Origin of the sequence: Xanthomonas sp. DAR33341 (genome assembly GCF_003992815.1) — a bacterium.
GTDB lineage: Bacteria > Pseudomonadota > Gammaproteobacteria > Xanthomonadales > Xanthomonadaceae > Xanthomonas > Xanthomonas cissicola.
Genome location: NZ_QEYV01000034.1, coordinates 282,981 through 307,293, shown reverse-complemented (window position 1 = coordinate 307,293; position 24,313 = coordinate 282,981). Strand labels below are relative to the sequence as shown.

The following is a 24,313-nucleotide window of genomic DNA, read 5'->3' as shown; positions in this document are numbered from 1 at the left end:
CCGGGCGCGACCAGGCTTTACCGGTAAAGCCACATCGCGCCCGGGTGCGCTCCTACGTGCGGTGCGACGATCCGCGTTGCGTTCGCACCGCTTTGCGTGCGACGACGATCAACGCTTGGACGGCACTTCCGCCTGCGCGGGATCGCCGACATTGGTCTTCAACCACTGCTCGCTTTCGGCCAGCATCTGCATGATCGATTGCCGCGCGCGGTACGCATGCGATTCGTTGGGCAACAGTACCAGGCGCGCAGTCCCGCCCAGTCCCTTGATCGCAGCGAACATGCGCTCGCTCTGGATCGGGAAGGTGCCGGTATTGTTGTCGTCCTGGCCGTGGATCAGCAGCAGCGGGTCCTTGATCTTGTCGGCGTAATTGAATGGCGACATCGCCTGGTACACCGATTGCGCCTGCCAGTAATTGCGCTCTTCGGCCTGGAAACCGAACGGGGTGAGCGTGCGGTTGTAGGCGCCGCTGCGTGCGATGCCGGCCTTGAACAGGCGCGTGTGCGCGAGCAGGTTGGCGGTCATGAAGGCACCGTAGGAATGCCCGCCGATGGCGATGTGCTCGCGGTCGGTGACGCCGCGCCGCACCACTTCGTCCACGGCCGCCTGCGCATCGGCGATCAGCTGCGGCACATAGGTGTCGTTGGGTTCTGCATCGCCTTCGCCCACGATCGGCATGCTCGGGTTGTTGAGCACCACATAGCCGATCGCCAGAAACGCCTGCGGCCCCCAGTAACTGATCGCGTTGAAACGGTACGGCGAGTCGGTGACCTGGCTGGCGCTGTCGGCGCTTTTGAATTCGCCCGGGTAAGCCCACATCAACAGCGGCCGCGGGCCATCGCGCTTGGGGTCGTAACCAGGCGGCAGCAACAGCGTGGCGGTGAGCTCTACACCATCGGCACGCTTGTAGCGGATCTGCTCCTTCTGCACGCCGCGCAACTGCGGGAGTGGGTGTTCGAAGTGGGTGAGTGCGCGTGGCTCAGGCGCTGCGTCGCCCAGCGTCTGCACGACATAGTTGGCCGGTTCCTCCGGCGATTCGCGGCTGAGCAGCAGTTGCGTGGCCTGCGCGTCCAACAAGGCCAGCGGTGCCGAATAGGTCGGCGCCTGCGAGTGGAACAGCCGCGTGGCCTGCTTGCTGCGCAGATCGAATCGATCCACGAACGGGCGGTCGCCTTCCGGCGAAGCGCCCTTGCCGAACAGGAACAGGCTGTTGCCATCGCTGCTGGTCTGCAGCAGCGGGCGGCCGTTGCCGTCGGCCACCGTCGCCGGCGTGCCCGGGTCCTTGTAGCGGTCCTGCGAGGAGCGGTCCCACAGCAGTTCGGGCGCGCGTTGCGGTTGATCCGGTGCGATGCGCCATTGCTTGGTGCGGCGGGTCTTCCACCAGCTTTCGCTCAAGATCGCCAGATCGCCGCGGCCCCATTGGATGGCTTCGAACCGGCTGCCCAACTGCGCCAGCGTCACCGGTGCGCGGTTGAACGGCGCGGCCTGCATCCGCACCGCATCGCGGACCTTGCTCTCGCGTGCCGGGTCGCCACCGTCCTGCGCTTCGGCCCACACCAGCGTGGCCGGCGCATCGTGCCGCCAGGCGATGTCGCGCACCCCGGTCGGCACCGCGTCGTTACCGGTCGGCAAGCCTTCCACCAACGGCAGCTGCGCGATCTGGCGCACCAGTTTGCCCTGCAGGTCCAGCACCTCGATGCGGCGCGCGAAGTTGTCTAACGGCACCAGATACGAGAACGGCCGCTCGCTGCGTTCGCTCAGGATGTAACGGCCATCCGGCGACACCGACAGGTTGAGATAGATGCCCGGCGTGGCGATCGGACGTACCTGCCCGGCCACGGTGACGATGATCGGCTGGCCGGTGGCGTAGTACTCGAACACGCGCGCATCGGCCTCGTTGCGCAGCAGGTCCTGGTAGGTGGGCAGCGAGCGCACCCCGGCGGCCGCACTGGTCTGCTGGGTAGCCGGGCCGGTCGGCGTCGCATCGCGGGTCGGTGGCGCGCCCTGCCCGGCGACTTGCTGCTGCAGCAGCAAACCGCTGCCATCGGGCAGCCACCGCAGCTCGTCGCTGACGCTGGTGTTCAGGCCAGTCGCCAGGCGCTTCGCCTGCCCGGCCGCCACGTCCACCAGCCACAGTTCGTTGGCGCCGCTGGCAGCATCTTCGCGGCGGAACGCCAGATAGCGTTGATCCGGCGACCAGCTCAGATCGGCCAGCGACAGCGGCGACGGCAGCCCGGCGATCTGCCGCTCGCTGCCATCGGCCACTGACAGCAGCCACAGCTTGCTGGCGAACGAAAACCGACTGGCGGCAAAGGTCTTCGGATGGATACGCAGGCCGGCCAGCTTCAGCTCCGGCTGGGCCACTTCGGCAATGTCCGGCAGTGCCGGCAGTTGCAGCATCGCAGCCTGATCGCGCTTGGGCGACAGCTGCAGCAGCGGCGCGCGCGGTGCATCCACTACCGCCTGCAGCGCCTTGGACGGCAGCTGATACCCGCTGCCTGCCGCCGTCGCTGCTTGCACGGCCGCCGGGCCTGCCGCCACGGCCAGCACGGGTGCGCTCAATGCCAGTGCCCCTGCCAACGCCCATGTGTGCTGCCGCCAGCCTTGCGCATGCCGTTTCGCCTGCATTGTCCGTCCCCGGTGATCATCGACCTGCGACCATAGCAGCCGCCCGTCGGCCGCTCCCCTGCCGTTGGTGGGGGGTGGGCACCAATTCATGCCGGACGGGGGTGCTGCCGATATAATCGACGCTCTCGTCGAGGGGCGCTGCGACCGGTAGGGCGGACTGATCCGCTCACTGCACCACAGGTGCGGTACATACGGCCAGGCTCGACCAGCAGTTACCGTTCAACGGCGCCCGGAATTGCAGACATTCGTTTGCCTACCGGAGCCATTGCATGAACGCTGTCACAAAGATTACCCCGCACACCGATTACAAGATTGCCGACATCTCCCTGGCCGATTGGGGCCGCAAGGAGCTGGACATCGCCGAGCACGAGATGCCGGGCCTGATGTCGATCCGCCGCAAGCATGCGCAGACCAAGCCGCTGAAGGATGTGCGCATCACCGGCTCGCTGCACATGACCATCCAGACCGCCGTGCTGATCGAAACGCTCAAGGACATCGGCGCCGATGTGCGCTGGGCCTCGTGCAACATCTTCTCCACCCAGGACCACGCCGCCGCGGCGATCGCCGCGACCGGCACCCCCGTGTTCGCCTGGAAGGGCGAGACGCTGGAAGAGTATTGGGACTGCACCCTGGACGCGCTGACCTTCACCCTGCCCGACGGCACCCTCACCGGCCCGGAGCTGGTGGTGGACGACGGCGGCGACGTCACCCTGCTGATCCACAAGGGCTACGAGCTCGAAAACGGCAGCACCTGGGTGGACGAACCAGCCTCCTCGCACGAAGAGGGCGTCATCAAGGCGTTGCTCAAGCGTGTCGCCGTCGAGCGCCCGGGCTACTGGGCGCGCGTGGTCAAGGACTGGAAGGGCGTCTCCGAAGAGACCACCACCGGCGTGCACCGCCTGTATCAGATCGCCGAAGCCGGCAAGCTGCTGATCCCGGCCATCAACGTCAACGACTCGGTCACCAAGAGCAAGTTCGACAACCTCTACGGCTGCCGCGAGTCGCTGGCCGATGGCCTCAAGCGCGCAATGGACGTGATGCTGGCCGGCAAGGTCGCCGTGGTCTGCGGCTACGGCGATGTCGGCAAGGGCAGCGCTGCCTCGCTGCGCGCCTATGGCGCCCGCGTGATCGTCACTGAAATCGACCCGATCTGCGCATTGCAGGCGTCGATGGAAGGTTTCGAAGTCAACACCATCGAATCCACCCTGGGCCGTGCCGACATCTACGTCACCACCACCGGCAACAAGGACATCATCACCGTCGAGCACCTGCAGGCGATGAAGGACCAGGCCATCGTCTGCAACATCGGCCACTTCGACAACGAGATCCAGGTCGATGCGCTCAAGGCGCTGAAGGACGTGCAGAAGATCAACATCAAGCCGCAGGTGGACAAGTACGTGTTCCCCAACGGCAACGCGATCTTCCTGCTGGCCGACGGCCGCCTGGTGAACCTGGGCTGCGCCACCGGCCACCCGAGCTTCGTGATGTCCAACTCGTTCGCCAACCAGACCCTGGCGCAGATCGACCTGTGGGAAAAGCGCGACACCTACGAGAAGAAGGTCTACATCCTGCCCAAGCACCTGGATGAAGAAGTTGCGCGTCTGCACCTGGAAAAGATCGGCGTGAAGCTGACCACCCTCACCAAGGACCAGGCCGACTACCTCGGCGTGGACGTGGCTGGCCCGTACAAGCCGGATCATTACCGCTACTGAGACCTGGGCGCGCGCCCTCGACAATGCGAATCAACGGGCGCCGCAAGGCGCCCGTTATGCATCAAGGCCAGGATCGGCACGACGTCGAAGCTGGATCTGCGCACGCATCGCGCTACGCGTCGTCGCCTGCGCTGTGGTCGGCTGAAAGTGGCAGACCGCCCGGCGGCCAAGGCCACCAACACGGTGGCACTTGCAGCCGCCGCCGTTGGCCGATCTTCGCCGATGGCACCGTCAGCCGCGTGCGCTCGCCTCGTCTGCATCCATCACGGCGGGCTCATACACGGAAATCTGGCTACGGCTGCGCGCGGTAAAGGGCTGCCCGCTCCAGTCGCCCCATCTGGCCCGCAAGCGCAAGCCGGCGATCCGTGCCATCAGATCCAGCTCGGAAGGCCAGAGGTAGCGATAGCGATCGTTGAAGACGCGGGTCGCCGACTCCCCGATCATCACGATGCGCTGCTGGATCAGTTGCCGGGCCGGATCGGCGCTGGAGCACATCAGCATCACCGGCACGTCGCCTTCGCCCAGGGCCGGCGCCTCCAACGACTTCACCTTGCCGTCCGCCAGCAACGTCTCCGCCTGCGGCACCATCGTCTGCAGGACGAACACGCCGGAGGTTGCCAGGCGCTCGCGCACGGCGCGCAGGCAACGCAACTGCTCATCCTGCGTCAACAGATAGCCGAGCGAGTACACCGAATAGATCAGGTCGAACGGCCCGGCGACCGGGACATCGACGAAATCGGCGCAGACCAGGGTCAGTCGCTCCGCACCGGGCTTTGCACGCAGCATGTCCAACATGCCAGGCGAGTTGTCGATGCCGCAGACTGTCGCGCCGCCAGCTGCCAGCGGCAGCGCAATGCGGCCGGTGCCGACCCCCAACTCCAGCGCCGTGCCGCTGCCGACCATCGCCGCCAATGCCTGCGCACACTGCGCTGCACTGGCAACGGCCCAGTGGTCCCTCAGGCGATCGTAGTACTGCGACACCTGATCGTAGGCGTGCGCCGACGATCCACCCATACCGTTCTCCGCGAAAGACTCGCTAGCCACCCCTAAGCAACCATCCCGGTCGTCGCGTGCGCCGACGACGCAACATCGCCCGTGGCCAGCCAACGCGCGCACTCGGCGCCAAGCTCGGCGACAACATGCTGCCGATAGGCCGTATCGACTGCCGGCGCCAGTCGGTCGCGCCACCGCCCATTGAGACCCTGATTGAAGAAGGCTCGACCGCCGTTGCGCCAGAAACCGGCGCCCTGTGGAACGTAGCGCGCCGCATGCGCGCGCATGTAGTCCAGACTGCAGTGCGCCAGCACGCGCTCGCAGCACGGGGCATCCAGCGGGATATCCAGGAATGCGGCAATGCGCCGCACTTGTGCAGGCAGGTCGTGCAGCAACGCGGCGTAATGCACCAGCAGCACGTTGTCGTAATCGCGCAGCGCCCACCAGGAACGCATGCCCTCCCAGAACGGCCACAGCGGCGCACCGTCCGCACGCATCCAGGTCTGGAAATAGTCCTCGACCGAGCACGTGGGCGGCGGCATCACCCTCAATTTACCGTTGCTGGACGGCTCCGCATCCAGACGCGCCTGCGCATCCGCGCTAACTGCCCGCTGGTGGTCGTACAGGCTCCAGACGATGTCGCGCGCATCGCGGCCAACGTAGAGATAGCGGGCACGTTCGGACAGCACCAGCGCATCGGCGGGCAGATGCGTTTTCACGAAGCGGCGATGGCGTTGCTCGGCGAGCAGGCGCTGCTTGGTGGCCTTGTCCGGATACACCGAGTCGAACCAGGGCGACAGCCGCGAGACCTCGATCTCCTCGGCGCCGCCGAAGATCAGTTGCGCGACGATCTGCTGCACCCAGGTCGTCCCTGCCTTGGCATAGCTGGCGATGACGACATCGTCGTCACGAAAGGCGAAGTCGTTCCAGACTGTCGAGTCGAAAAAGCGATTGGAATATTCGCGCTGCTTGGAGGGCATGCCCACATCGGCGTCCTGTCGGTTGTCATCGCATCGGACTCATCGGCTGTGCACGCGCCAACACCTCGCAGCCGCATGATCCACATCCGCGCCCGGCTCGAAGGCCCGGCAATACCGCGTAACGCGCCGCTGCACATCCGCACACTGCACTTGCAGGCCACCGTTGACCTGCGGCAACGCGCATCGCCGTCGCCGACGATGCGCGTGCATGCGGGCCATCCGACCAAGCCCGCCCTGGCATTGCAGTTACTGCGTATAGATATACGCCACCTTGCGCGGACCAAACATTTTTAGAATCTTCGAAAACACGAGTGACAGCATGGTTTTTGCAATTTTCATCACGCACCTCTTTTGGAAGTTTCAGAAATGGCGGAACCTAACATTCGCCTTATTCAGGCTAGCAATAGTCATATGCCCAATCAACATTATGGTTGGTACTTTATTTTTAAAATCAAATTACCAGGCATGTGTCGCAGAATAAGACACACAATGTGCGTTTATCCGAACAGATCTTCGCGCAGGTACTGCAGATATTCGCGTACATGCCGCTCGCGTGCGGCAACGTCATCCGGCAGACGCAAGCCGCGCGTAAACCAACGCAGCCGCGGCCGTGCATGCAAGTGTGGGTAAGGCTTGTGCGGCACCGGCACGCTGAGGAAGCCGCACAATGGCGCCCAGCCTTGCCGAGACGAGAACACCAGCAGCCGATCGGATGGCACCGTGTCGATCACTGCCTGATTCCAGCGGTTGAAGTAGTCCACCATGAAGGCGCGGTCCTGACTGCGCCCACCCATCTGCTGTTTCAAAAACGTACTGAATGTTTCGCCTTCGGGGCCGACGAAGGTGCTCTTTCTGCCTGGCATCAGGATGGTCTGGGTTACCGATTCGAACCAGCTGTCCGGATCGCGCACCGTCAGGACGACCTTGGCCTGCGGATAGACCTCAATCAATTGCCGCCAGTAATAGCAACCAGGATGGTCGGTGCTCGAACGGTAGCCGGCGAAGATGGCCGACCAGTCTGCAGCACCGCGCTCGGCGGCATTCCACAGCGGCAGTGCCGTACGCATGTTCGCGGCGACCTCCGTGGCGTGATAACAGGGTCCAAATCCCAAATGTTCCAGCGCGAACTTCAGCGACAGCGTCCCGGTTCTGCCTAGGCCAGCACCAAGCACTTGTAACGACATGGCGATTCTCCGATCCATTACACGCAGGGCGGCAACCTAGCACGCACCCATGGCGTACGTCCCGGTACTGGCAGTCAGGATGGATGTGGCAACTACACGCACCGCGCGCAATTCAATTGGCGGACGAGAACGCGGACCAGAGCGACACGCTCACCCACGCCAATTGGCATTGCGCTCCCAGAACGCCACGCTACGCCGATACGCATCGCGGTCCAGCGGCGTGCCCGAGCCACCCTCTTCCACACCCAAGGCATTGCGCAACATGGTGATCGGTGCCATCGGAATTTCGTCCGGCTCTGCGGTGTAGAGACAACCGACCACACCCCAGTCAGCCTCGATGGGCGTGCCTTCCCTGGCCAACTGCTCGCGGCTGTAGAGGATGGGCAGCAGATAGGCGGCCACCGTTGGCTCGACACCTTCGAACCAACGCACCAGCACGGCCAATTCCTGCGTGCTGCGCGCCTCGTAGCCGGAACGCAGCAGGTGCCGGTTGTCATCGGTGATGGGAATAGTGAGGCAGCGGGTCGAAGTCCAGTTGCGGTGTACATGCAATTGGCAAAACGGCGCATAGCCCTCGATCACGCGTAGCGGCGCGGCGTCGTTGAGCCGCTGGATGAACTGCTCCGGCGTGCAGTCCTGGATGGCATTGCGACGCCTATCGCGCGGAAACAGGCGGGTGCGGGCGAACGGGGTCAAGACGATCGACATGAGCAGACTGTGCGGCGACAAAGAGCGCCAGGGTAGCGCGCAGGCGTCCGCACGACTACGTTGAATCACCATCAGCCGACCGCGCGGCGATCGGACTGGTGCGCGCACCTACTCAGCCTGGTTTCGGGCAGTCACCAAACACCCACCGACACCATGCAGGTACGCATCACGCAGCGGTGTGGCGCACGCGGTGGAGCTGGATCCGTCTGGCAACCACCCAATGCGGGGGTTCGCCAGCGCTACCAGATCAAATCGTCCGGCACCTTGAACTGGCTGTAGTAGTCGTCATCGCTATCGGGCGCGGCCGGCGCGCTGTTGCGTCCGTGGTCCAGCACCACGGCATCGGCATCGCGGCTGTAAACCTTGTCGGCGGCCGCGCGCGGAATCAGCTCAAAACCATCACCGTAGCGCACGATCACCAGCGCGCCGTTGGCCAACTGGCTGCGCAGCACCGTGTTCACCAGCACGCTGCGGATCACGCTGCCGTCGTTGAAGCGGTAGTCGATCTCGCCTTCGCGCTTGACCTTGTTGGTCTCCACGATCTGCCGCACCTGCGCGAGCACTTCCAGCCGGCGCACCTGCACGTTGCGCTCTTCGGCCAGCGCACGATCGCGCTCGGCACGCTCGGCCTGCAGGCGCGCCGCATCGACCTTGTCCGACGCCGCCGGCTGCACCGCCGCGCCCTTGGCATGGCGCTGTTTGACCTGTTCGCGCGCAACCTTGTCCACCTGGGCTTTTTTCACCAGGCCGGCCTTGAGCAGCTGTTCTTGCAATGGATTGCGCATCGGGAGGCTGGGCAGTGGACTGGCGCCTAGTTTAACGCGGCCAGCGCCACCCCATCGTCGTAGCCGGGCCGAGCCGTTGGCAATGCCGGTGGTCCGGATTGCGGCCGTGCCGCTGCCAGACGCAGCCATCCGCGCGTTCGGGCATATCGCCGCTGCGGCGAGCTATTGCTGCTCGGCGCGATGCGGATGCAGCGTGCAAGCCGCGCATCGGCACCTTGGCTTTGCCGCACGAGGGCAGCGCGGCATGCAAAGGTGACGTGCAAGGTGCCGGCAGTAAACAACGCGAAGCAGCTGATCTATGTCAACAGAGACGTTCTGGCCAGATGCGCCGGCCACGTTGCATGCGCCGCATGCTAACGATGAGCTTTGCCTATCGCCAAGCCTCGATTTGACAAGGCAGGTGCAGGCGAGATTGCAACGGCCGCCTGGCTCACTGATTTTTGCGACCAATCGCGCCGTTGGCGCCGAACCCCCCGCCCAGTTTGCCGGCCATCTGCAGTGAATACGTATGCACAACACCCATGTTGCGCCGCGATGCACGCTTAGCATCACTGCGCGCTGCACACCGTGCGCGCGCTTTCCGGAACAGGGGCCGGAAGCCTTGATGCGGGCATCGTGCACTGCGCGTCGGCCTGCGCTTACCACTGGAGATCGATCCGATGCGCAACACGCCTGCTCATGCTCCACCCTCACTGATACAACGCGGTCTCCGTCTCTTGCTGACTGCATTGGTCCTGCTGGTGACCACCGCCAACGCGCAGGCCGATGTCATCCTGCACGCCTTCAACTGGCCGTATGCCACCGTGGAAGCGCGCGCCAAGCAGATTGCCGATGCCGGCTATCGCAAGGTATTGGTCGCCCCCGCGTACCGCTCCGAAGGAAGTGCCTGGTGGGCGCGCTATCAACCCCAGGACATCCGCCTGATCGACAATCCGCTCGGCGACACCTTTGCATTCAAGAAGATGGTCCAGGCGCTGGCCAGCAACGGCGTGGAAACCTATGCCGACATCGTGTTCAACCACATGGCCAACGAAGCGGCCACACGCTCGGACCTCAATTACCCAGGCGGCGCGGTCCTGTCGCAGTACGCGGCAAACCCCGGCCGTTACGATTCGCTGCGCTTGTTCGGCACGCTGCAGTCAAACTTCCTCAGCGCCAGCGATTTCGGCCCGGCGCAGTGCATCAGCAACTACAACGACGCTTACCAGGTGCGCAATTACCGTATCTGCGGCGGCGGCAGCGATCCAGGCCTGCCGGATTTGCTGGGCAACGACTGGGTGGTACAGCAGCAGCGCGCCTATCTGCAGGCGCTCAAGAGCATGGGCGTGACCGGCTTCCGGGTGGATGCGGCCAAGCACATGACGTTCGACCATCTCAATCGCGTCTTCGATGCCGGCATCCGATCGGGTGTGTATGTCTTCGGCGAAGTGATCACCGGCGGCGGTACGGGCAATGGCGATTACGACCAGTTCCTGGCGCCGTACCTGCAATCCACGCCGCATGCGGCCTACGACTTTCCGCTGTTCAATGCGGTGCGCAACGCGTTCGCCATTGGCGCCAGCATGCAGCAGCTGGTGGATCCTGCCGCGTCCGGGCAGGCATTGCCGGGCAATCGCGCCGTGACCTTTGCAGTGACCCACGACATTCCCAACAACGCCGGATTCCGCTATGCGATTCTCGACCCGGTGGATGAAACGCTGGCCTACGCGTACCTGATCGGTCGCAACGGCGGCATGCCGATGCTTTATACCGACAACAACGAAAGCGGCGACAATCGCTGGGTCAACGCTTATCTACGCGACGATCTGCGCCGCATGATCGGCTTCCATAATGGCGTGCAGGGCACCGACATGCAGGTCTTGTCGTCCAGCTCCTGCCACATCCTGTTCCGTCGCGGCAGCCTGGGCATCGTGGGCATCAACAAGTGCGGCAACCCGGTCACCACCACGGTGGGAATGAACAACAGCGTGTTGTACTGGAATGCCGATTACGTGGATGCCTTGGGCTCGGGCAACGTAGTGCGCATTTCCAGTAGTTCCTACACCTTTACGCTGCCGGCGCGCGGGGCGCGCATGTGGCGCCGCTGAGCGGCCACCACAATAGGGCGATGACACTACGTTGCAGTGTACTCTCCGCTTGAAACGGCGACTGCGGCGTGCCTTGCGACTTCGCACGACGACGCTGCACCACGATCAAGGCCAGGCCCCGACGCGAACCGGCGTCGGGGCTTGGTTGTTTCTACGGGCTCGCGCCGATCGACTGCGCCAGGATGCCGTTGGGTGCAGCGCACATGCGCATTCGCATCGATGGACCGCTCCACGCGTTGCAGCCGGCGCGTTTTGTGCGGCACCGCGCACTGCGGTGGGCGAACGATGCTGGCAGCGGCGCACGACTGGTGCGCGCCGAACCCAACTTCTGCAGATAGCGTACGGCCGCAGGACTGCCGGCGTTGACCAGCGGCGTTCACCGTTGGCCAAGCGGATTGACCGACCTACCAGGCGAACGCTGCGGTGACCTGGCGTGCGCCGAGCATGAACGCATCTGCCACGTGCACGAACGGTGCAATATCCACTTCCGATTGGCTTGCGCGCACCAGCTGCACGAAGCGCCCGTACAAGCCGTCGTATTCGCTGGACGCTGGCAGCGCCTGCAGTTGCCCCTCGATGCGCAACTTGGCTCCGCCTTCGCTGAGCATCAGCATGCCCGCGGTGGTTTCCACTTCGATATCCCAGCGCTGGTGCCCGGTCTGCAGGAAATCGAATTCGGCCGTTACCGGGAGTCCTGCGGTGTCGACGAACGCGAGCCTGGCATACAGCGGCGCCTGACGGTTCTCCGGAGTGTGAAGTTCGGCATCGCGCAGCGCCAAGCTGCGCGGCAGCAGATGGGTCGCGATGGAGAGCGCATTGATGCCGGGGTCGAACACACCCATGCCGCCGGGTTCCAGAATCCAGTCCTGGCCCGGATGCCAATGGCGAATGTCTTCCTTCCAGGTGATGTGCGCACGCACGAGTTGCTTGTCGGCCAGCCATGCACGGGCAGGCTCGACGCCGGCGGCGCAGCGCGAATGCCAGCTGGTGAACAGGGTGCGTTGTGCACGCTGCGCCACGTCTTGCAGGTCATGAATTTCGGCGAGCGTGGCGGCCGGCGGCTTTTCCAGAAACACGTGGCGGCCAGCTGCCAACGCGGCCTGCGCCAATGCGTGCCGTCCGACCGGTGGCGTGCACAGGGCCACCGCCTCGATCTGCGGCTGCGCGGCAAAGGCGTCTTCCAGGGTGTGATAGGCGGGCACGCCGTCGACCGTGCCATGCCGGCTTACGGTGGCCACCAGCTGCACATCGTCGCGCGCCGCGATGGTCGGCACGTGCTGGTCGCGGGCGATCTTGCCGATCCCGACAAGGGCAATACGCAATGCGTCTGGATGCTTCATCGAAACCTGCGTGCTGATAGTGGTAACGGGTACGAACGCCTGCTCACGCACACTGCATGGTCACCGCTATGGCGGTACGATGCCGGTCGTGCTCGCGACGGCGCAGTGTACGGTCAGGGTGCAGTCCACTGCGAGACATCGCTCCTGCTTGTTTTGCTATACCTACGCGCTGGCCACCGTGCACGGGGACGGCTCACTTGCACACCATGGGCCCGCTGTGCGGCCCACGATTGACGCCAGCACGCATGCAGACCAGCATCGCCACGGCACGCCGATGTGCCGTCGCCCTTGCAGGCTGCACCGATGTTGCATCACGTTTCGCTGGGCGTTCGTGCGATCGACGCCTCCGCCACCTTTTACGACGCGGCACTGGGCGCTTGGCGATGTGCGGGTGTGGTCGGATCTGGAGCCGGGCACGCGCGACCAGGCGGTCGGCTACGGCAGGCCCGGCGGCGAAGACTGCCTGGCGTTAGAGCGTGTCATGTCCGTTGAGGTGAGTGCGAAGCGTCCTGTGGCGCGTCGAGACAAGGCGTGCGCTGCGGCCCAGGCTGGGGCCGCCTGGGCAAGGCGCGCAACGCGGTCTCGGCGCGCCACAGGGCACTTCCCGGAGGGTTGGCCGTCAGCGGCACGGAGCACGCGCCACGCGGCTTGCCTTGGCGCCAGCCACGCCGGCGCCACGCAGCACCCGCTCCGCACCGCTGACGGCCAACGCATCTCATCTCAACGGACATAACACGCTCTACAGCAACGTCAGGCCGCACGCTGCGCTCCGGGGGCCGGCTGTCACCTGGCATTTGCAGCCACCGATGCGTCAGCGGTGGACGCCTTCCATCGCGCTGCGCTACAGCACGGCGGCTGTTGCAATGGCGAACCAGGCTTTCGACCGGACGATGGCGACGATTATTACGCCGCGTTCGTCATCGACCCCGACGGGCACCACATCGAAGCGGTGGTCGCCCGCAAGCCGCCACGCTCAGCGTCAGCATCGTGACCCAAGACCGGCATGGCGGTGGTTGGAGGCCCGCACGCGCGGCACGCTCACCGCGCAATGACGGTCATGGCGATGCCTGCGTCAGGAAACGGTCGAAGTCGCCGATGTTCATGCTGCCCCAGCCCGACGCGAAGTCCCAACCGTAGCTCGCGTTGTATCCATCGCGATACAGGCCATTGCTGCCGACCACGACGTCATGGGCGCGCTGCGCATCGTGGCGCTGGCTCGCGTACTGATAGATCTGCGGCGCGACGAAGCCCAGATTGGGATGCGACTGCAACAGCCGGGCGATATAGCCGGCGAAGGTCGGGGTGGCGGCACTGGTCCCCCACACATACCAGGCAGCCTCGTTACCCTGCGCATCGGTGCCGCGGATCTGCGCACTGCTGTAGAACGAGCCATTGAAGCTGACATCGGGTACAGCGCGGTAGCCGGAGGCCGTCTGCCCCGGCAGCAGGGTGCGCTGCCACTGCGGCGCATAGGCAATCTTGCTCACGCCGCCCTGGCTGAGTTGGCGGCCGACACCGGCATTCCAGACGCGCTCGGAGGCGTAGCTGCCGGGGTTGCCGCCCTGGGTCAGCAACTCGGTGGCGCCCACCGCGATCGCGTAGCGGTGCGAGGCCGGCCAACCGACCTGGCGCAGGTCCGAGCGCCCCGCCAGCGTGTCGTAATAAGGCGCGTTGGCGCGTGCGCTCAGCGGCAGGTAGACGCCATCGTCGCCGCTGCAGATCACGAAGTTCTGCCCCTGGCGCACCGCCTTGGTCAGGCTGGCGTCCATGGCCTGGAAGACCGCGTCGTCGACCTGGATTTCCTGCCCATAGATCGACATGCTGACCACGCGGGCCAGGTTGTCGTCGGCCGCGCGCGCCATGCCATCGATCATGCTGTTCCAGGAAAAATCCGGGATGTTGTAGATGATCAGGCGCTTCAACCCGCCGGCGCTGCCGACCAGCAACTGGGTATCCATGTCCCACTCGACTTCGGAATCCTTGCTGGCAGCGTTGGACTGATAGCCCGGTGCACCGGGTTCGCCCACCGTCACCACCGTGACCGGGGTGTGCAGGCCGTGCAGGGCCTGGAAGCTCTGCAGACGCACGAGGGTCTGTTCCAGATTGCCGGCGGCAATGACCGCGCCGACGATATCGCTGGCCGGTGCCAGCGTATCGGCGCCGTAGGCGCTATTGAGCTCTTCGATGCTGTGGCGCACGACTTCTGCGCCGCCGCTATTGGCGGCCACCGCGGCGCTACTGTTCGATAACGATGCGCGCGCGGCGCTCAGCGGCGCCCCGTGCGGCGCGACTTTTGCGCCGGCGGTACCGTCCAGGCCAACCACGCCTTGCACCACTGCCTGCAAGCCTGCCGGCACTGCGACCGCGCCCTGCGCGACGGCAATGCCGACGCGGCCATCGGCGCTCACTACACGCAGCGGGGTGCCAAGGGCGGCCTGCAATGCCGCCGCTGTCGCACGGACTTGCAGCAAGCGTCCATCGGTGGCCGGGCGCACATCGGTGATGCCATACCGGCTCAGATAGGCCTTGACCTGTGCGATCTGGCTGGTGGAAGCAGCCGATGCGCGGGCCAGTTGACCGCGCAACAGCGGATCGCCGCCATCGCGCATCAACCACTGCTCCACCGCCGCATGTTGCTGGCGCATGGCCACCTGTGGCTTGAGCACCAATCCCACCTGCAGGATGCGTTGCGGCGCCAGCGCGCCACCGACGGCCAGTTGCGCAGGTGCCTGTTCGGCTGCCGGCGCGATACCGATCATACCCAGCGCAACGGCGCAAGCCAGGACGGCGTGAGAGAAAGAGCGCGTCACCATTCGTTTGCCGCCATTGATCGTGAGTTAACGGGCTGCGGATTCTCACGAGGCGGCAGTGATTTCAGACGCGACAGTGCGAACTCTGTGTGCGTAAAACGATGCGGCCGCGAACTGACAGGCGAACCTCGTGCCGAGGTAGCTATGCGGTTGGGCGGTGGTGCGCCCGGCACTTGTCGATCGCCGGGCGCACGGCGCCTGCAGCCGCTGGCGCCGATCTTGGTGATGCGGCGAGTGGCTCGTTCTACATCTCCAGCACCACCTTGCCCAGGTGACTGCCCTGCTCCAGGTAACGATGTGCCGCAGCCGCTTCGCGCAGCGGGAAGCGCTTGTCGAGCAGCACGCGCAGCTTGCCCTGCTCGATCCAGGGCCACACCACGCGTTCCACTTCCGCGGCCAGCCGGGCTTTTTCGTCTGCACTGCGTGGGCGTAGCGTCGAGCCGGTGATGACCGCCTGCTTGCGCATCAGCACCGGGATCGGCACCTCGATGGTGGCGCCGGCCTGCGAGGCGATGTAGACGATGCGTCCGTGCGGGTTGAGCGCTTCCAGGGTGTCGGCGAATACCGCAGCGCCCACCATGTCGAGCGCAACGTCCACACCGCCATGCGCCTTGGCCACCTCGACAAACGACTCAGTGGTGGAATCGATCGCCACATCGGCGCCCAACTCGCGTGCCTGTGCCGCCTTGCTGGCCGAGCGCGCGGTGGCCAGCACGTGCGCGCCCGCTGCCTTGGCCATCTGGATCGCCGTGACGCCGATGCCCGAGGTCGCACCATGCAACAGCAGCCATTGGCCCGCCGCGAGCCGACCGTGTTCGAACAGATTGGCGTAGGCAGTGAAGATGGTTTCCGGCAACGCCGCCGCGCGCACCAGATCCATGCCGGCGGGGATCGGCAGGACGTGACGCGCATCGACGGCGGCGTATTGCGCGTAACCGCCGCCACCCAGCAGTGCGCACACGCGGTCGCCGACCTTCCAGCGACCGGCCGGCTCGACGATTTCGCCGGCGATTTCCAGCCCCAGTGTTTCCGGCGCGCCAGGCGGCGGCGGATAGTGCCCGGCGCGTTGCAGCAGATCGGGGCGATTGATGCCGGCAGCATGCACGCGGATCAGCACCTGCCCCGGCGCAGGACGCGGGCGCGGTTGCTCGGTGGCGTACAGCGCGTCGGCGTCGCCCTTGCCGTCGCGGATGGCGATGGCGGTCATCGTGGTATCGCTCATGAAAGCGCTCCATGGAAAGTGCGCCCAGTGTAGGCGTGCAGACGTCAACGCCTGGCGCAGATGCACCCCACGGTTGCCAGCAGGCATTGCCGCAGCAGCGGCAAGCCAGCGATGGTGGGTCGTCGACAACGTCGTGGTGCTCCGTCGTGTTCAGAGACCGTGCGCACTGGACAAGCGGTCATCGTCGACAGCATCGCAAGGATCAACGCGCACAATCGGGCGGCTGCAGTCAGGCCATGCGTTCGCAATGCAGATGCCGTCCACCCTGTCTTCGTCGAATCGACAGCCGCCAACACCACATCGCACGCAGTGGTTGGCCGGGTTCGACGACAGGCCTGAGACGGGGTAACCGCCATGCGGCAACATCGCTCAGCAGCGTGGCGCCATCCACCCTGGATTGCTCGGCCAATGCAGGCACACGGTCGTCGACGCTGTGCGCCAACGCGCCCCCGAGCCGGCGCCAAACCCACCGCCTCTTGTTGCATGTCGCATTGCGACTAAATGAAGCGAAATGCTTGCGCTCGCCGAATGCGCCGCAGGTTCAAGCACGCAAGCGCGCGATGGCAGCACAGAAACCCCCAGAACCGGATGCGATTGCCCGCAAGCAACCCCAACCAGGCAGATGCTGCGCGGCCGCCCGCACCTCGGTGTCCAAGCCTATGCTGGTGTCTTGTTAACCACCAGGAGTCGCCATGCAACTGCCATGGAACGCGCGCGTCATCGCCCTTTGCGTGCTTGCACTGTCCGCGAGCACGCAGGTAAGCGCGGCGCAGGTGCGCATTGCGCAGGAAGCAGACGGCTACCGCTTGTTGGTGGATGGCGCTCCCTTCGTGATCAAGGGTGCCGGCCTGGGCAATGGCAGCATGGAAACGCTGGCCGCACGCGGCGGCAACGCATTGCGCACCTGGCGCGTGGATCCAGACCCGCAACGCCAGCGCGCCCTGCTCGATCGCGCACAACGCAACGGCCTGAAAGTGGCGGTCGGTATCGAGCTCGGCAACCAGCGACATGGCTTCGATTACGACGATGCAGCGGCCGTAAAACAGCAACTGCAGCGCGTCCTTGCGCAGGTACGGCAATCGGCGACGCATCCGGCGGTGCTGATGTGGGTGGTCGGTAACGAACTCAATCTGGATTACACCAATCCCAAGGTCTGGAACGCGGTCGGCGAGATCGCCGAGGCGATCCATGCCATCGACCCGGATCATCCGGTCACCACCACGCTGGCCGGTTTCGACAAGCAGCTGATCGACCAACTCAAGACGCGCGCGCCGGCACTGGACCTGATCGCCGTGCAGCTTTACGGCGATATCGCAGCGCTGCCGCAGAAGCTGCACGAGAGCGGGTGGCGCGGTCCTTACGTGGTCACCGAGTGGGGCCCCACCGGGCATTGGGAATCGCCGACCACTCGCTGGGGCGCACCGATCGAAGACGACAGCTTGCGCAAGGCGCTCTTGCTGGAACAGCGCTACCGCAGCTACATCGCCAGCGATACCCCACAGGGGCTGGGCTCGTTCGTGTTCCTGTGGGGCGACAAGCAGGAGCGCACGCCCACCTGGTATGGCTTGTTCCTGCCTTCGGGTGAAGCCACGCCCAGCGTGGACACATTGCAACTGCTGTGGACCGGCCAGTGGCCGGCCAGCCGTGCGCCGGCGGTGTCGGCACTCACGCTGGCTGGCCAACACGCCGCCGACAGCGTATGCCTTCGCCCGGGCCAGACCGTGACCGCACGCATTCGTGCCAGCGGCGCATCCGTACTGCGCTACGACTGGCATGTGCGCACCGAAAGCACCGCGCGCAGCATCGGTGGCGATCCCGAGACGCTGCCACCGCTGGTCGATGCCGCCATTGCGCCGAACCGCGTGGCCGGCGACCGCAGCGGCGCACGCGGTTCGGGCGAGGAGGTGCGTTTGATCGCGCCACCGCCGGGCAACTACCGTTTGTTTGTGGAAGTCCGCGATAACGCCGGCCGCGCCGGCTATGCCAACCTGCCTTTCCGCGTGCTGCCGCCCTCGCCGCCACGCGACAAGGCGCGTCGGAACCGTCGCAGCAAGATATGCATTCATCGCGATGAAGCGATATTATCTCCAGACGATCCGCCGGAACCGCCGCGATGACGCATCTCAGTTTCGAGTTCTATCCGCCCAAGACCGATGATCAGCGCGCGCAACTGGACCGCACTGCAGCCAGGTTGAAGGGCTACGCGCCGGAGTACGTGTCGTGCACCTTCGGCGCCGGCGGCTCCACGCTCAGCTACACCTCCGAAACGGTGCGCCACCTCAAGCAGAAGCATGGCTTCGAAGCGGCGCCGCATCTGTCCTGCGTCGGCGGCAGCCGGCAGGAGATCCGCGAGCTGCTCAAGCTGTATCGCGCCATCGGCTGCACCCGCATCGTCGCGCTGCGTGGCGACCTGCCCTCGGGCATGGGCCATCCGGGCGACCTGCGTTACGCCTCGGACCTGATCGCCTTCATCCGCGCCGAACACGGCGACGCATTCCGGATCGAGGTCGGCGCCTATCCGGAAACCCATCCGCAGGCGGCCGACGCGCTCAGCGACCTGCGCTATTTCAAGGCCAAGGTCGATGCCGGCGCCGATGCGGCCATCACCCAGTATTTCTACAACGCCGATGCCTACTTTCATTTCCGCGACGCAGTGCAGCGGATGGGCGTGGAGATACCGATCATTCCCGGCATCATGCCGATCTCCAATTTCTCGCAGCTGCGGCGGTTTTCCGAGCAGTGCGGCGCAGAGATTCCACGCTGGATCGGCAAGAAGATGCAGTCCTACGGCGACGACGCCGACGCGGTTCGCGCCTTCGGCGCAGAGGTCGTGGCGGCCTTGTGCGAGCGCCTGATCGCAGGCGGCGCGCCGGCATTGCATTTCTACACCCTCAATCTGGCCAAGCCGACCACGCAGGTGTTGCAGCTGCTCGGACGCTGAGCACCTGCTTCGCATTCCAGTCCTCGCTCTCGCACACCCGCGCGCATGTATGTCGCCAGCTCACACGCGCCCGGCTACGCTGCGCCGATGCATCGCCTTCTGCCCCTGTTGTTCTTGCTCTGCGCCTGTCCCGCCGCGCGCGTGCAGGCGCAGGAAATCCATCGCTGCGTCGCGCCGGACGGGCAAACCCTGTTCACCGACCGGCGCTGCGAAGACGTCGGCGCCGCCAGCCGCGCACCGCCTGCCATCCGCCCGCAGGGCAATACCGGCCTGTATCGCTACGGTTGCCCGCGGCGGCTGAGCGAACTGGTGTCGTTGCTGCAACTGGCGGTCGACAGCCGCGACGTCAACCGCCTGTCCAGCCTGTATCTGTGGAGCGGGCAATCCGATGCAGCCGCCAATCAGGTGCTGAGCCGCCTGGAAGCCATCGTGCAGCGCCCGTTGCTGGACATCGTGCCGATGTATCCGCAAAGCGACACCCCGACCTGGGACGCCGACACCACCACGCCCACACCGTCGCTGGATGGCAGCGCCATCGATGCGCCGCTCCCTACTCCGCCCAGCCGCCCGCGCCCCTGGGGACTGCGGCTGGAACAGAACCTCGCCAGTGGCACGCCGGCGCGCAGCGTGCTGCGGCTACGCCGGCAATACAACTGCTTCTGGGTGACGTTCTAGCGGCGTATGCGTGGCATCGGGGCTGCGTGGGATCACCGCTGGATCGCTGTACGCCGCGGCAGGTATCGCGGGCATTGTGCGGGCGGTTCGGCCGTCAGACGCTGCGGTGCGCTCATTGCGGCCAGAGCGCGCGGATCGCCGCGATGCCCTGCGCGCCATGCGAGCGCGCCTGACGCACATCTTCGACCTGCATGCCGCCGAGCGCGTAGATCGGCAGCGAGACCTGTTCGCGCAAGGTCTCGAAACCGTCCCAGCCGATGGGTGTGGCGCCCGGATGCGAAGCGGTCGCCTGCACCGGGCCTAGCACCGCGAAGTCGCAGCCGATCCGTTGGGCGTGGCGCAAGTCGTCCAGGCCATGGCACGACGCGGCCACGAGTTGCTCTGCGGGCAGCGGGCGTTCCTGCAAACCGGCCAGCTGCTCCGATCCCAGATGCACGCCGATACCAAGGTCCGCAGCCAGTGCGATATCGCGATTGAGCAACAGTTGCGCACGCGCGCGGCCACGCAGGCGCATCACCTGCTGCAACAGCGCCTGCCAACGCGCAGGCGCCAGCTGCCGCGCACGCAGCTGGATCCGCGTGATCCCGTTCTGCAATGCAAGCTCCAGGCTCTCCAGCCAGCGCGCGTCGTCCTCCGGGTCGGGCGTGATCAGGTAACGGTCGGGCTGCCGTAGCGCACCCACCACCGGCACGTCGGCCGGCGGCATCGAATAACGCGCCAGCTTGTCTGCCGCCACCCAGGTCATGGCCTGTCCTTCGCGGCCGCGCGGGCTGCCTTTCCAGCTCGTGATATGACGCACCTCCAGGCGCAGCCGCTTGTCCGGATAGAGCTGTGGCACATCCATCACCCAATCGCCCACCTGCGCCTCGATGCCGAGTTCTTCGTTGAGCTCGCGCACCAGCGCTTGTTCGGAGGTCTCGCCAGGCTCGCGCTTGCCGCCCGGAAATTCCCACAGGCCAGGCATGTCGCGGGTTTCGGTGCGGCGGGTCAGCAGGATGCGCCCGCGGGGGTCGGTGATCACGCCGGCAACGACGTGAATGGATCGAAGAGAATCAGGCATGGCTGCAAGAGTGCCGCGAGTGAGCGGTGCAGCGCAATCAGGCCGGGATGCGGGATTCGGGATTTGCTAACGCAGGGGTTGCTCCGGTATCGCCAATGCCAATGCCAAATCCCAAATTCCTAATCTCCGCCTCAACGGCAAACAAGCACCGCACTTATACCCCCCCCCCACTTCGCAGCTAGCAAAAAACTATCGCCGTATTTCCGAATGCAAAGCCCCCCTTGGTAAGGGGGGCGCGCCGAAGGCGCGGGGGATCGGAAGCAAGGACCCGTGCACCCAGCGTCCGCTGCGCGGACGCTGGGTGGGCCGCCCGCCTTGCGGGCGGCCCCACGGTCAACTCAGCTCAGCTGAGTTGACCGTGGCAATGCTTGTACTTCTTGCCGCTGCCGCACGGGCATGGGTCGTTGCGACCCACCTTGGGTTCATCGCGAGTGACCTGCGACACCGGCACAGGCGCGTTGCCGCCCTGCATCTGCTCCACTTCCTCGTCGGCGCCGTAGCCACCTACATCCTGGTGCTGGAATTGCGAGGCCATCAAGCGCGCCTGCGCCTGGAGACGTTCCTGCTCTTCCAGTTCGGCCACCTCTTCTTCGCTGCGAATACGCACGCGCGCCAGCAAATTGATCACCTCGCGCTTGACGTTCTCCAGCATCTCGGAGAACAACTCGAAAGCTTCCTTCTTGTATTCCTGCTTGGGCTGCTTCTGGGCATAGCCGCGCAGATAGATGCCCTGGCGCAGGTAATCCATCTTGGCCAGGTGTTCCTTCCAGCCCTGGTCGAGTACGGTCAGCATCACGTGCTTTTCGAGCGCGCGCATGGTGTCCGCGCCGATGGCGGCCTCCTTTTCGGCGAAGTGCGCATCCACCGCTGTCTGCACCTTGGCAGCGATCTGCTCGGCATCGATTTCTTCCTGCGCGCGCACCATGTCCGTCAGCGACAAGCTCATGCCCAGCTCCGACTCCAGCGTGGCTTCCAGGCCCTTCAGGTCCCACTGTTCGTCGACCGAATTGGGCGGTACGAAGCGTGCGACCAGGTCGTAGATCACGTCGCCGCGAATACCGTCGACATTGTCCTTGACTGACTCGGCATCCAGCAATTCATCGCGCTGGGCGTAGATCACCTTGCGCTGATCGTTGTTGACGTCGTCGAAATCCAGCAGGTTCTTGCGAATGTCGAAGTTATGCGCTTCCACCTTGCGCTGCGCCTTTTCGATCTGCCGGCTGACCAGGCGATCTTCAATGACGTCGTCTTCCTTCATGCCCATCATGCGCATCGCCTTCTGGACCCAGTCCGAAGCAAAGATGCGCATCAGATTGTCTTCCAGCGACAGGTAGAAGCGCGACGAACCCGGGTCGCCCTGACGACCGGCACGGCCGCGCAGCTGGTTGTCGATACGCCGCGATTCGTGGCGTTCGGTACCGATGATGTGCAGGCCGCCGGCCGCCTTGACCGCGTCATGACGACGCTGCCAGTCGGTCTTGATCTTGAAGCGCGCGTCTTCGGTGGCGTCTTCGCCGAGAGCGTGATACTCCGATTCCAACGAACCGCCCAGCACGATATCGGTACCGCGACCGGCCATATTGGTGGCGATGGTCACCGCGCCCGGCTGGCCGGCGTTGGCCACGATGGTAGCTTCGCGTTCGTGCTGCTTGGCGTTGAGCACTTCGTGCTTCACCCCGGCCTTGCGCAGATGCTCGGACAGCATCTCCGAGGTCTCGATCGAGGTGGTTCCCACCAGCACCGGCTGGCCGCGCTTGGCGCAGTCTTCGATGTCGGCCAGCACCGCATTGAACTTGCCCTTGCGGTTGAGGAACACCTGGTCCGGATGATCCTTGCGCACGGTCGGGCGGTTGGTCGGAATCACCACCACTTCCAGGCCGTAGATGCTCTGGAATTCGTAGGCTTCGGTATCGGCCGTACCGGTCATGCCGGACAGCTTCTTGTACATGCGGAACAGGTTCTGGAAGGTGATGCTGGCCAGGGTCTGGTTCTCGCGCTGGACCGGCACGCCTTCCTTCGCTTCGACCGCCTGGTGCAGGCCGTCCGACCAGCGACGCCCGGACAGCGTGCGGCCGGTGAATTCGTCCACGATCACCACTTCGCCATCGCGCACGATGTAATCCACATCGCGCTGATAGATGGCATGCGCGCGCAGCGCCGCATTGAGGTGATGCACCACGCTCAGGTTCTGCGCGGCATACAGCCCGTCTTCGGCGTTTTCCAGGATGCCGGCCTGCAACAGCAACTCTTCGGCGTGGCCCATGCCCGCCTCGGACAGATGCACCTGCTTGCCCTTTTCGTCGATCCAGAAATCGCCTTCGCCTTCTTCGCTTTCCTGCCGGGTCAGCTGCGGCACGATGCGATTGACGCGGATGTACAGCTCCGGCGATTCGTCGGCCGGGCCGGAGATGATCAGCGGGGTGCGTGCTTCGTCGATCAGGATCGAGTCGACCTCGTCGACGATCGCGTAATGCAGATTGCGCTGGTAACGGTCGGCGCGCGACAGCGCCATGTTGTCGCGCAGGTAATCGAAGCCGAATTCGTTATTGGTGCCGTAGGTGATGTCCGCGCCGTAGGCCTCGCGCTTGTCGCTGTGCGGCATGCCCGGATACACCACGCCCACGCTCAGGCCCAGCCAGTTGTACAGCTTGCCCATCTGCGCAGCGTCGCGGCGCGCCAGGTAGTCGTTGACCGTCACCACGTGCACGCCCTCGCCCTGCAGCGCGTTGAGGTACACCGGCAACGTGGCCACCAGGGTCTTGCCTTCGCCGGTGCGCATCTCGGCGATCTTGCCAAGGTGCAACACCATGCCGCCGATCAGCTGCACATCGTAATGGCGCATGCCCAGCACGCGCCGGCTGGCCTCGCGGCATACCGCGAAGGCTTCGGGAAGAATCTTGTCCAGGGACTCGCCGGCGGCAAGCCGCTGCTTGAACTCCGGGGTCTTGGCTTGCAGCTCGGCGTCGGAGAGCTTCTCGATCGTCGGCTCCAGCGCATTGATCTGGGTGACGAGGCGGTTGAGCTGGCGCAGCTGGCGTTCGTTACGACTGCCAAAGACACGGGTAAGCAGACTGTTGATCATTGAAGAAACCGGTTGAAAAGGAACGGTTTGACCGACGCCGGTCCCCACAGACCCGACCGCCGTAAACGAAACAGGGCGCACTGCGCCCTGTCGATGGCAACACCCT

Annotated in this window: 16 protein-coding genes, 3 pseudogenes and 1 riboswitch; of the genes and pseudogenes, 8 read left to right on the top strand and 11 right to left on the bottom strand. The window is 65.1% G+C overall.

What is annotated here, in order from left to right:
- Positions 1–108 precede the first annotated feature (108 nt).
- Entirely contained in the window at positions 109–2,580 is a 2,472-nt protein-coding gene (locus EO156_RS17590) for a prolyl oligopeptidase family serine peptidase (protein ID WP_026007267.1), read from the bottom strand.
- 172 nt (positions 2,581–2,752) lie between these two features.
- A riboswitch (S-adenosyl-L-homocysteine riboswitch) is annotated at positions 2,753–2,866 on the top strand.
- 31 nt (positions 2,867–2,897) lie between these two features.
- Between EO156_RS17590 and ahcY the strand changes: the two genes are divergently transcribed.
- Positions 2,898–4,340, top strand: coding sequence for an adenosylhomocysteinase (ahcY, locus tag EO156_RS17585; protein ID WP_016851313.1), 1,443 nt, complete (start codon positions 2,898–2,900; stop codon positions 4,338–4,340).
- A gap of 231 nt (positions 4,341–4,571) precedes the next feature.
- On the opposite strand, the gene EO156_RS17580 is transcribed toward ahcY, so the two are convergent.
- Both EO156_RS17580 and EO156_RS17575 read right to left on the bottom strand, forming a co-directional pair.
- The gene (locus tag EO156_RS17580) at positions 4,572–5,354 is read right to left on the bottom strand and encodes a class I SAM-dependent methyltransferase (RefSeq protein WP_016851314.1); all 783 of its coding nucleotides are present in this window, start codon (positions 5,352–5,354) and stop codon (positions 4,572–4,574) included.
- Positions 5,355–5,386: 32 nt separating this feature from the next.
- A complete protein-coding gene (locus tag EO156_RS17575) occupies positions 5,387–6,319 on the bottom strand; it encodes a sulfotransferase domain-containing protein (RefSeq protein ID WP_016851315.1) in 933 nt (310 codons plus the stop codon).
- Between the two features lie 69 nt (positions 6,320–6,388).
- On the opposite strand from EO156_RS17575, the gene EO156_RS24045 reads away from it, so the two are divergent.
- On the top strand, positions 6,389–6,607 hold the full coding sequence (locus tag EO156_RS24045; protein ID WP_162098680.1) for a hypothetical protein: 219 nt from the start codon (positions 6,389–6,391) through the stop codon (positions 6,605–6,607).
- Between the two features lie 203 nt (positions 6,608–6,810).
- On the opposite strand, the gene EO156_RS17570 is transcribed toward EO156_RS24045, so the two are convergent.
- The 3 genes from EO156_RS17570 to EO156_RS17560 all read right to left on the bottom strand — a co-directional run bounded on the left by EO156_RS17570 (position 6,811) and on the right by EO156_RS17560 (position 8,990).
- Positions 6,811–7,497: a sulfotransferase family protein gene (locus EO156_RS17570; protein WP_016851317.1), complete on the bottom strand. Its 687-nt coding sequence runs from the start codon at positions 7,495–7,497 to the stop codon at positions 6,811–6,813.
- 150 nt (positions 7,498–7,647) lie between these two features.
- On the bottom strand, positions 7,648–8,205 hold the full coding sequence (locus EO156_RS17565) for a DUF3228 family protein (protein ID WP_026007268.1): 558 nt from the start codon (positions 8,203–8,205) through the stop codon (positions 7,648–7,650).
- Positions 8,206–8,444: 239 nt separating this feature from the next.
- Positions 8,445–8,990: a DUF2058 domain-containing protein gene (locus tag EO156_RS17560; protein ID WP_026007269.1), complete on the bottom strand. Its 546-nt coding sequence runs from the start codon at positions 8,988–8,990 to the stop codon at positions 8,445–8,447.
- 716 nt (positions 8,991–9,706) lie between these two features.
- Here EO156_RS17560 and EO156_RS17555 point away from each other — a divergent pair.
- Complete coding sequence (locus EO156_RS17555) at positions 9,707–11,077, top strand: alpha-amylase family protein (protein WP_026007270.1); 1,371 nt, start codon at positions 9,707–9,709, stop codon at positions 11,075–11,077.
- Positions 11,078–11,481: 404 nt separating this feature from the next.
- On the opposite strand, the gene EO156_RS17550 is transcribed toward EO156_RS17555, so the two are convergent.
- On the bottom strand, positions 11,482–12,417 hold the full coding sequence (locus EO156_RS17550; RefSeq protein WP_016851323.1) for a Gfo/Idh/MocA family oxidoreductase: 936 nt from the start codon (positions 12,415–12,417) through the stop codon (positions 11,482–11,484).
- Positions 12,418–12,720: 303 nt separating this feature from the next.
- Here EO156_RS17550 and EO156_RS24445 point away from each other — a divergent pair.
- Positions 12,721–13,150 (top strand): annotated as a pseudogene (locus EO156_RS24445) (lactoylglutathione lyase).
- A 3-nt stretch (positions 13,151–13,153) separates the two neighbouring features.
- Positions 13,154–13,408 (top strand): annotated as a pseudogene (locus EO156_RS24635) (VOC family protein); the annotation flags it as partial.
- Positions 13,409–13,472: 64 nt separating this feature from the next.
- Here EO156_RS24635 and EO156_RS17530 read toward each other — a convergent pair.
- Positions 13,473–15,230, bottom strand: coding sequence for a S53 family peptidase (locus tag EO156_RS17530; protein ID WP_016851298.1), 1,758 nt, complete (start codon positions 15,228–15,230; stop codon positions 13,473–13,475).
- A 241-nt stretch (positions 15,231–15,471) separates the two neighbouring features.
- The gene (locus EO156_RS17525) at positions 15,472–16,449 is read right to left on the bottom strand and encodes an NAD(P)H-quinone oxidoreductase (protein WP_016851297.1); all 978 of its coding nucleotides are present in this window, start codon (positions 16,447–16,449) and stop codon (positions 15,472–15,474) included.
- A gap of 692 nt (positions 16,450–17,141) precedes the next feature.
- On the opposite strand from EO156_RS17525, the pseudogene EO156_RS17515 reads away from it, so the two are divergent.
- From EO156_RS17515 to EO156_RS17505, 3 genes and pseudogenes are all read left to right on the top strand, one after another.
- Positions 17,142–18,523, top strand: a pseudogene (locus tag EO156_RS17515) (glycoside hydrolase family 2 TIM barrel-domain containing protein).
- 39 nt (positions 18,524–18,562) lie between these two features.
- Positions 18,563–19,390 carry a methylenetetrahydrofolate reductase [NAD(P)H] gene (gene metF, locus EO156_RS17510; RefSeq protein WP_005910875.1) on the top strand — a complete coding sequence of 276 codons (828 nt, stop codon included), beginning with the start codon at positions 18,563–18,565 and terminating at the stop codon, positions 19,388–19,390.
- Between the two features lie 45 nt (positions 19,391–19,435).
- Positions 19,436–20,065 carry a hypothetical protein gene (locus tag EO156_RS17505; protein WP_003485262.1) on the top strand — a complete coding sequence of 210 codons (630 nt, stop codon included), beginning with the start codon at positions 19,436–19,438 and terminating at the stop codon, positions 20,063–20,065.
- Between the two features lie 112 nt (positions 20,066–20,177).
- Here the strand turns inward: EO156_RS17505 and EO156_RS17500 are convergent, their stop codons facing one another.
- Positions 20,178–21,125, bottom strand: coding sequence for a Nudix family hydrolase (locus tag EO156_RS17500; RefSeq protein ID WP_005910877.1), 948 nt, complete (start codon positions 21,123–21,125; stop codon positions 20,178–20,180).
- Positions 21,126–21,468: 343 nt separating this feature from the next.
- Positions 21,469–24,207, bottom strand: coding sequence for a preprotein translocase subunit SecA (secA, locus tag EO156_RS17495; protein WP_005910880.1), 2,739 nt, complete (start codon positions 24,205–24,207; stop codon positions 21,469–21,471).
- Positions 24,208–24,313 lie beyond the last annotated feature (106 nt).

Excerpts from the sequence above, each read along its gene's own strand:
- ahcY (WP_016851313.1), top strand. The coding sequence starts at position 2,898 with ATGAACGCTGTCACAAAGATTACCCCGCACACCGATTACAAGATTGCC.
- EO156_RS17580 (WP_016851314.1), bottom strand. The coding sequence starts at position 5,354 with ATGGGTGGATCGTCGGCGCACGCCTACGATCAGGTGTCGCAGTACTAC.
- EO156_RS24045 (WP_162098680.1), top strand. The coding sequence starts at position 6,389 with ATGATCCACATCCGCGCCCGGCTCGAAGGCCCGGCAATACCGCGTAAC.
- EO156_RS17570 (WP_016851317.1), bottom strand. The coding sequence starts at position 7,497 with ATGTCGTTACAAGTGCTTGGTGCTGGCCTAGGCAGAACCGGGACGCTG.
- EO156_RS17565 (WP_026007268.1), bottom strand. The coding sequence starts at position 8,205 with ATGTCGATCGTCTTGACCCCGTTCGCCCGCACCCGCCTGTTTCCGCGC.
- EO156_RS17560 (WP_026007269.1), bottom strand. The coding sequence starts at position 8,990 with ATGCGCAATCCATTGCAAGAACAGCTGCTCAAGGCCGGCCTGGTGAAA.
- EO156_RS17550 (WP_016851323.1), bottom strand. The coding sequence starts at position 12,417 with ATGAAGCATCCAGACGCATTGCGTATTGCCCTTGTCGGGATCGGCAAG.
- EO156_RS17530 (WP_016851298.1), bottom strand. The coding sequence starts at position 15,230 with ATGGTGACGCGCTCTTTCTCTCACGCCGTCCTGGCTTGCGCCGTTGCG.
- EO156_RS17525 (WP_016851297.1), bottom strand. The coding sequence starts at position 16,449 with ATGAGCGATACCACGATGACCGCCATCGCCATCCGCGACGGCAAGGGC.
- metF (WP_005910875.1), top strand. The coding sequence starts at position 18,563 with ATGACGCATCTCAGTTTCGAGTTCTATCCGCCCAAGACCGATGATCAG.
- EO156_RS17505 (WP_003485262.1), top strand. The coding sequence starts at position 19,436 with ATGTATGTCGCCAGCTCACACGCGCCCGGCTACGCTGCGCCGATGCAT.
- EO156_RS17500 (WP_005910877.1), bottom strand. The coding sequence starts at position 21,125 with ATGCCTGATTCTCTTCGATCCATTCACGTCGTTGCCGGCGTGATCACC.
- secA (WP_005910880.1), bottom strand. The coding sequence starts at position 24,207 with ATGATCAACAGTCTGCTTACCCGTGTCTTTGGCAGTCGTAACGAACGC.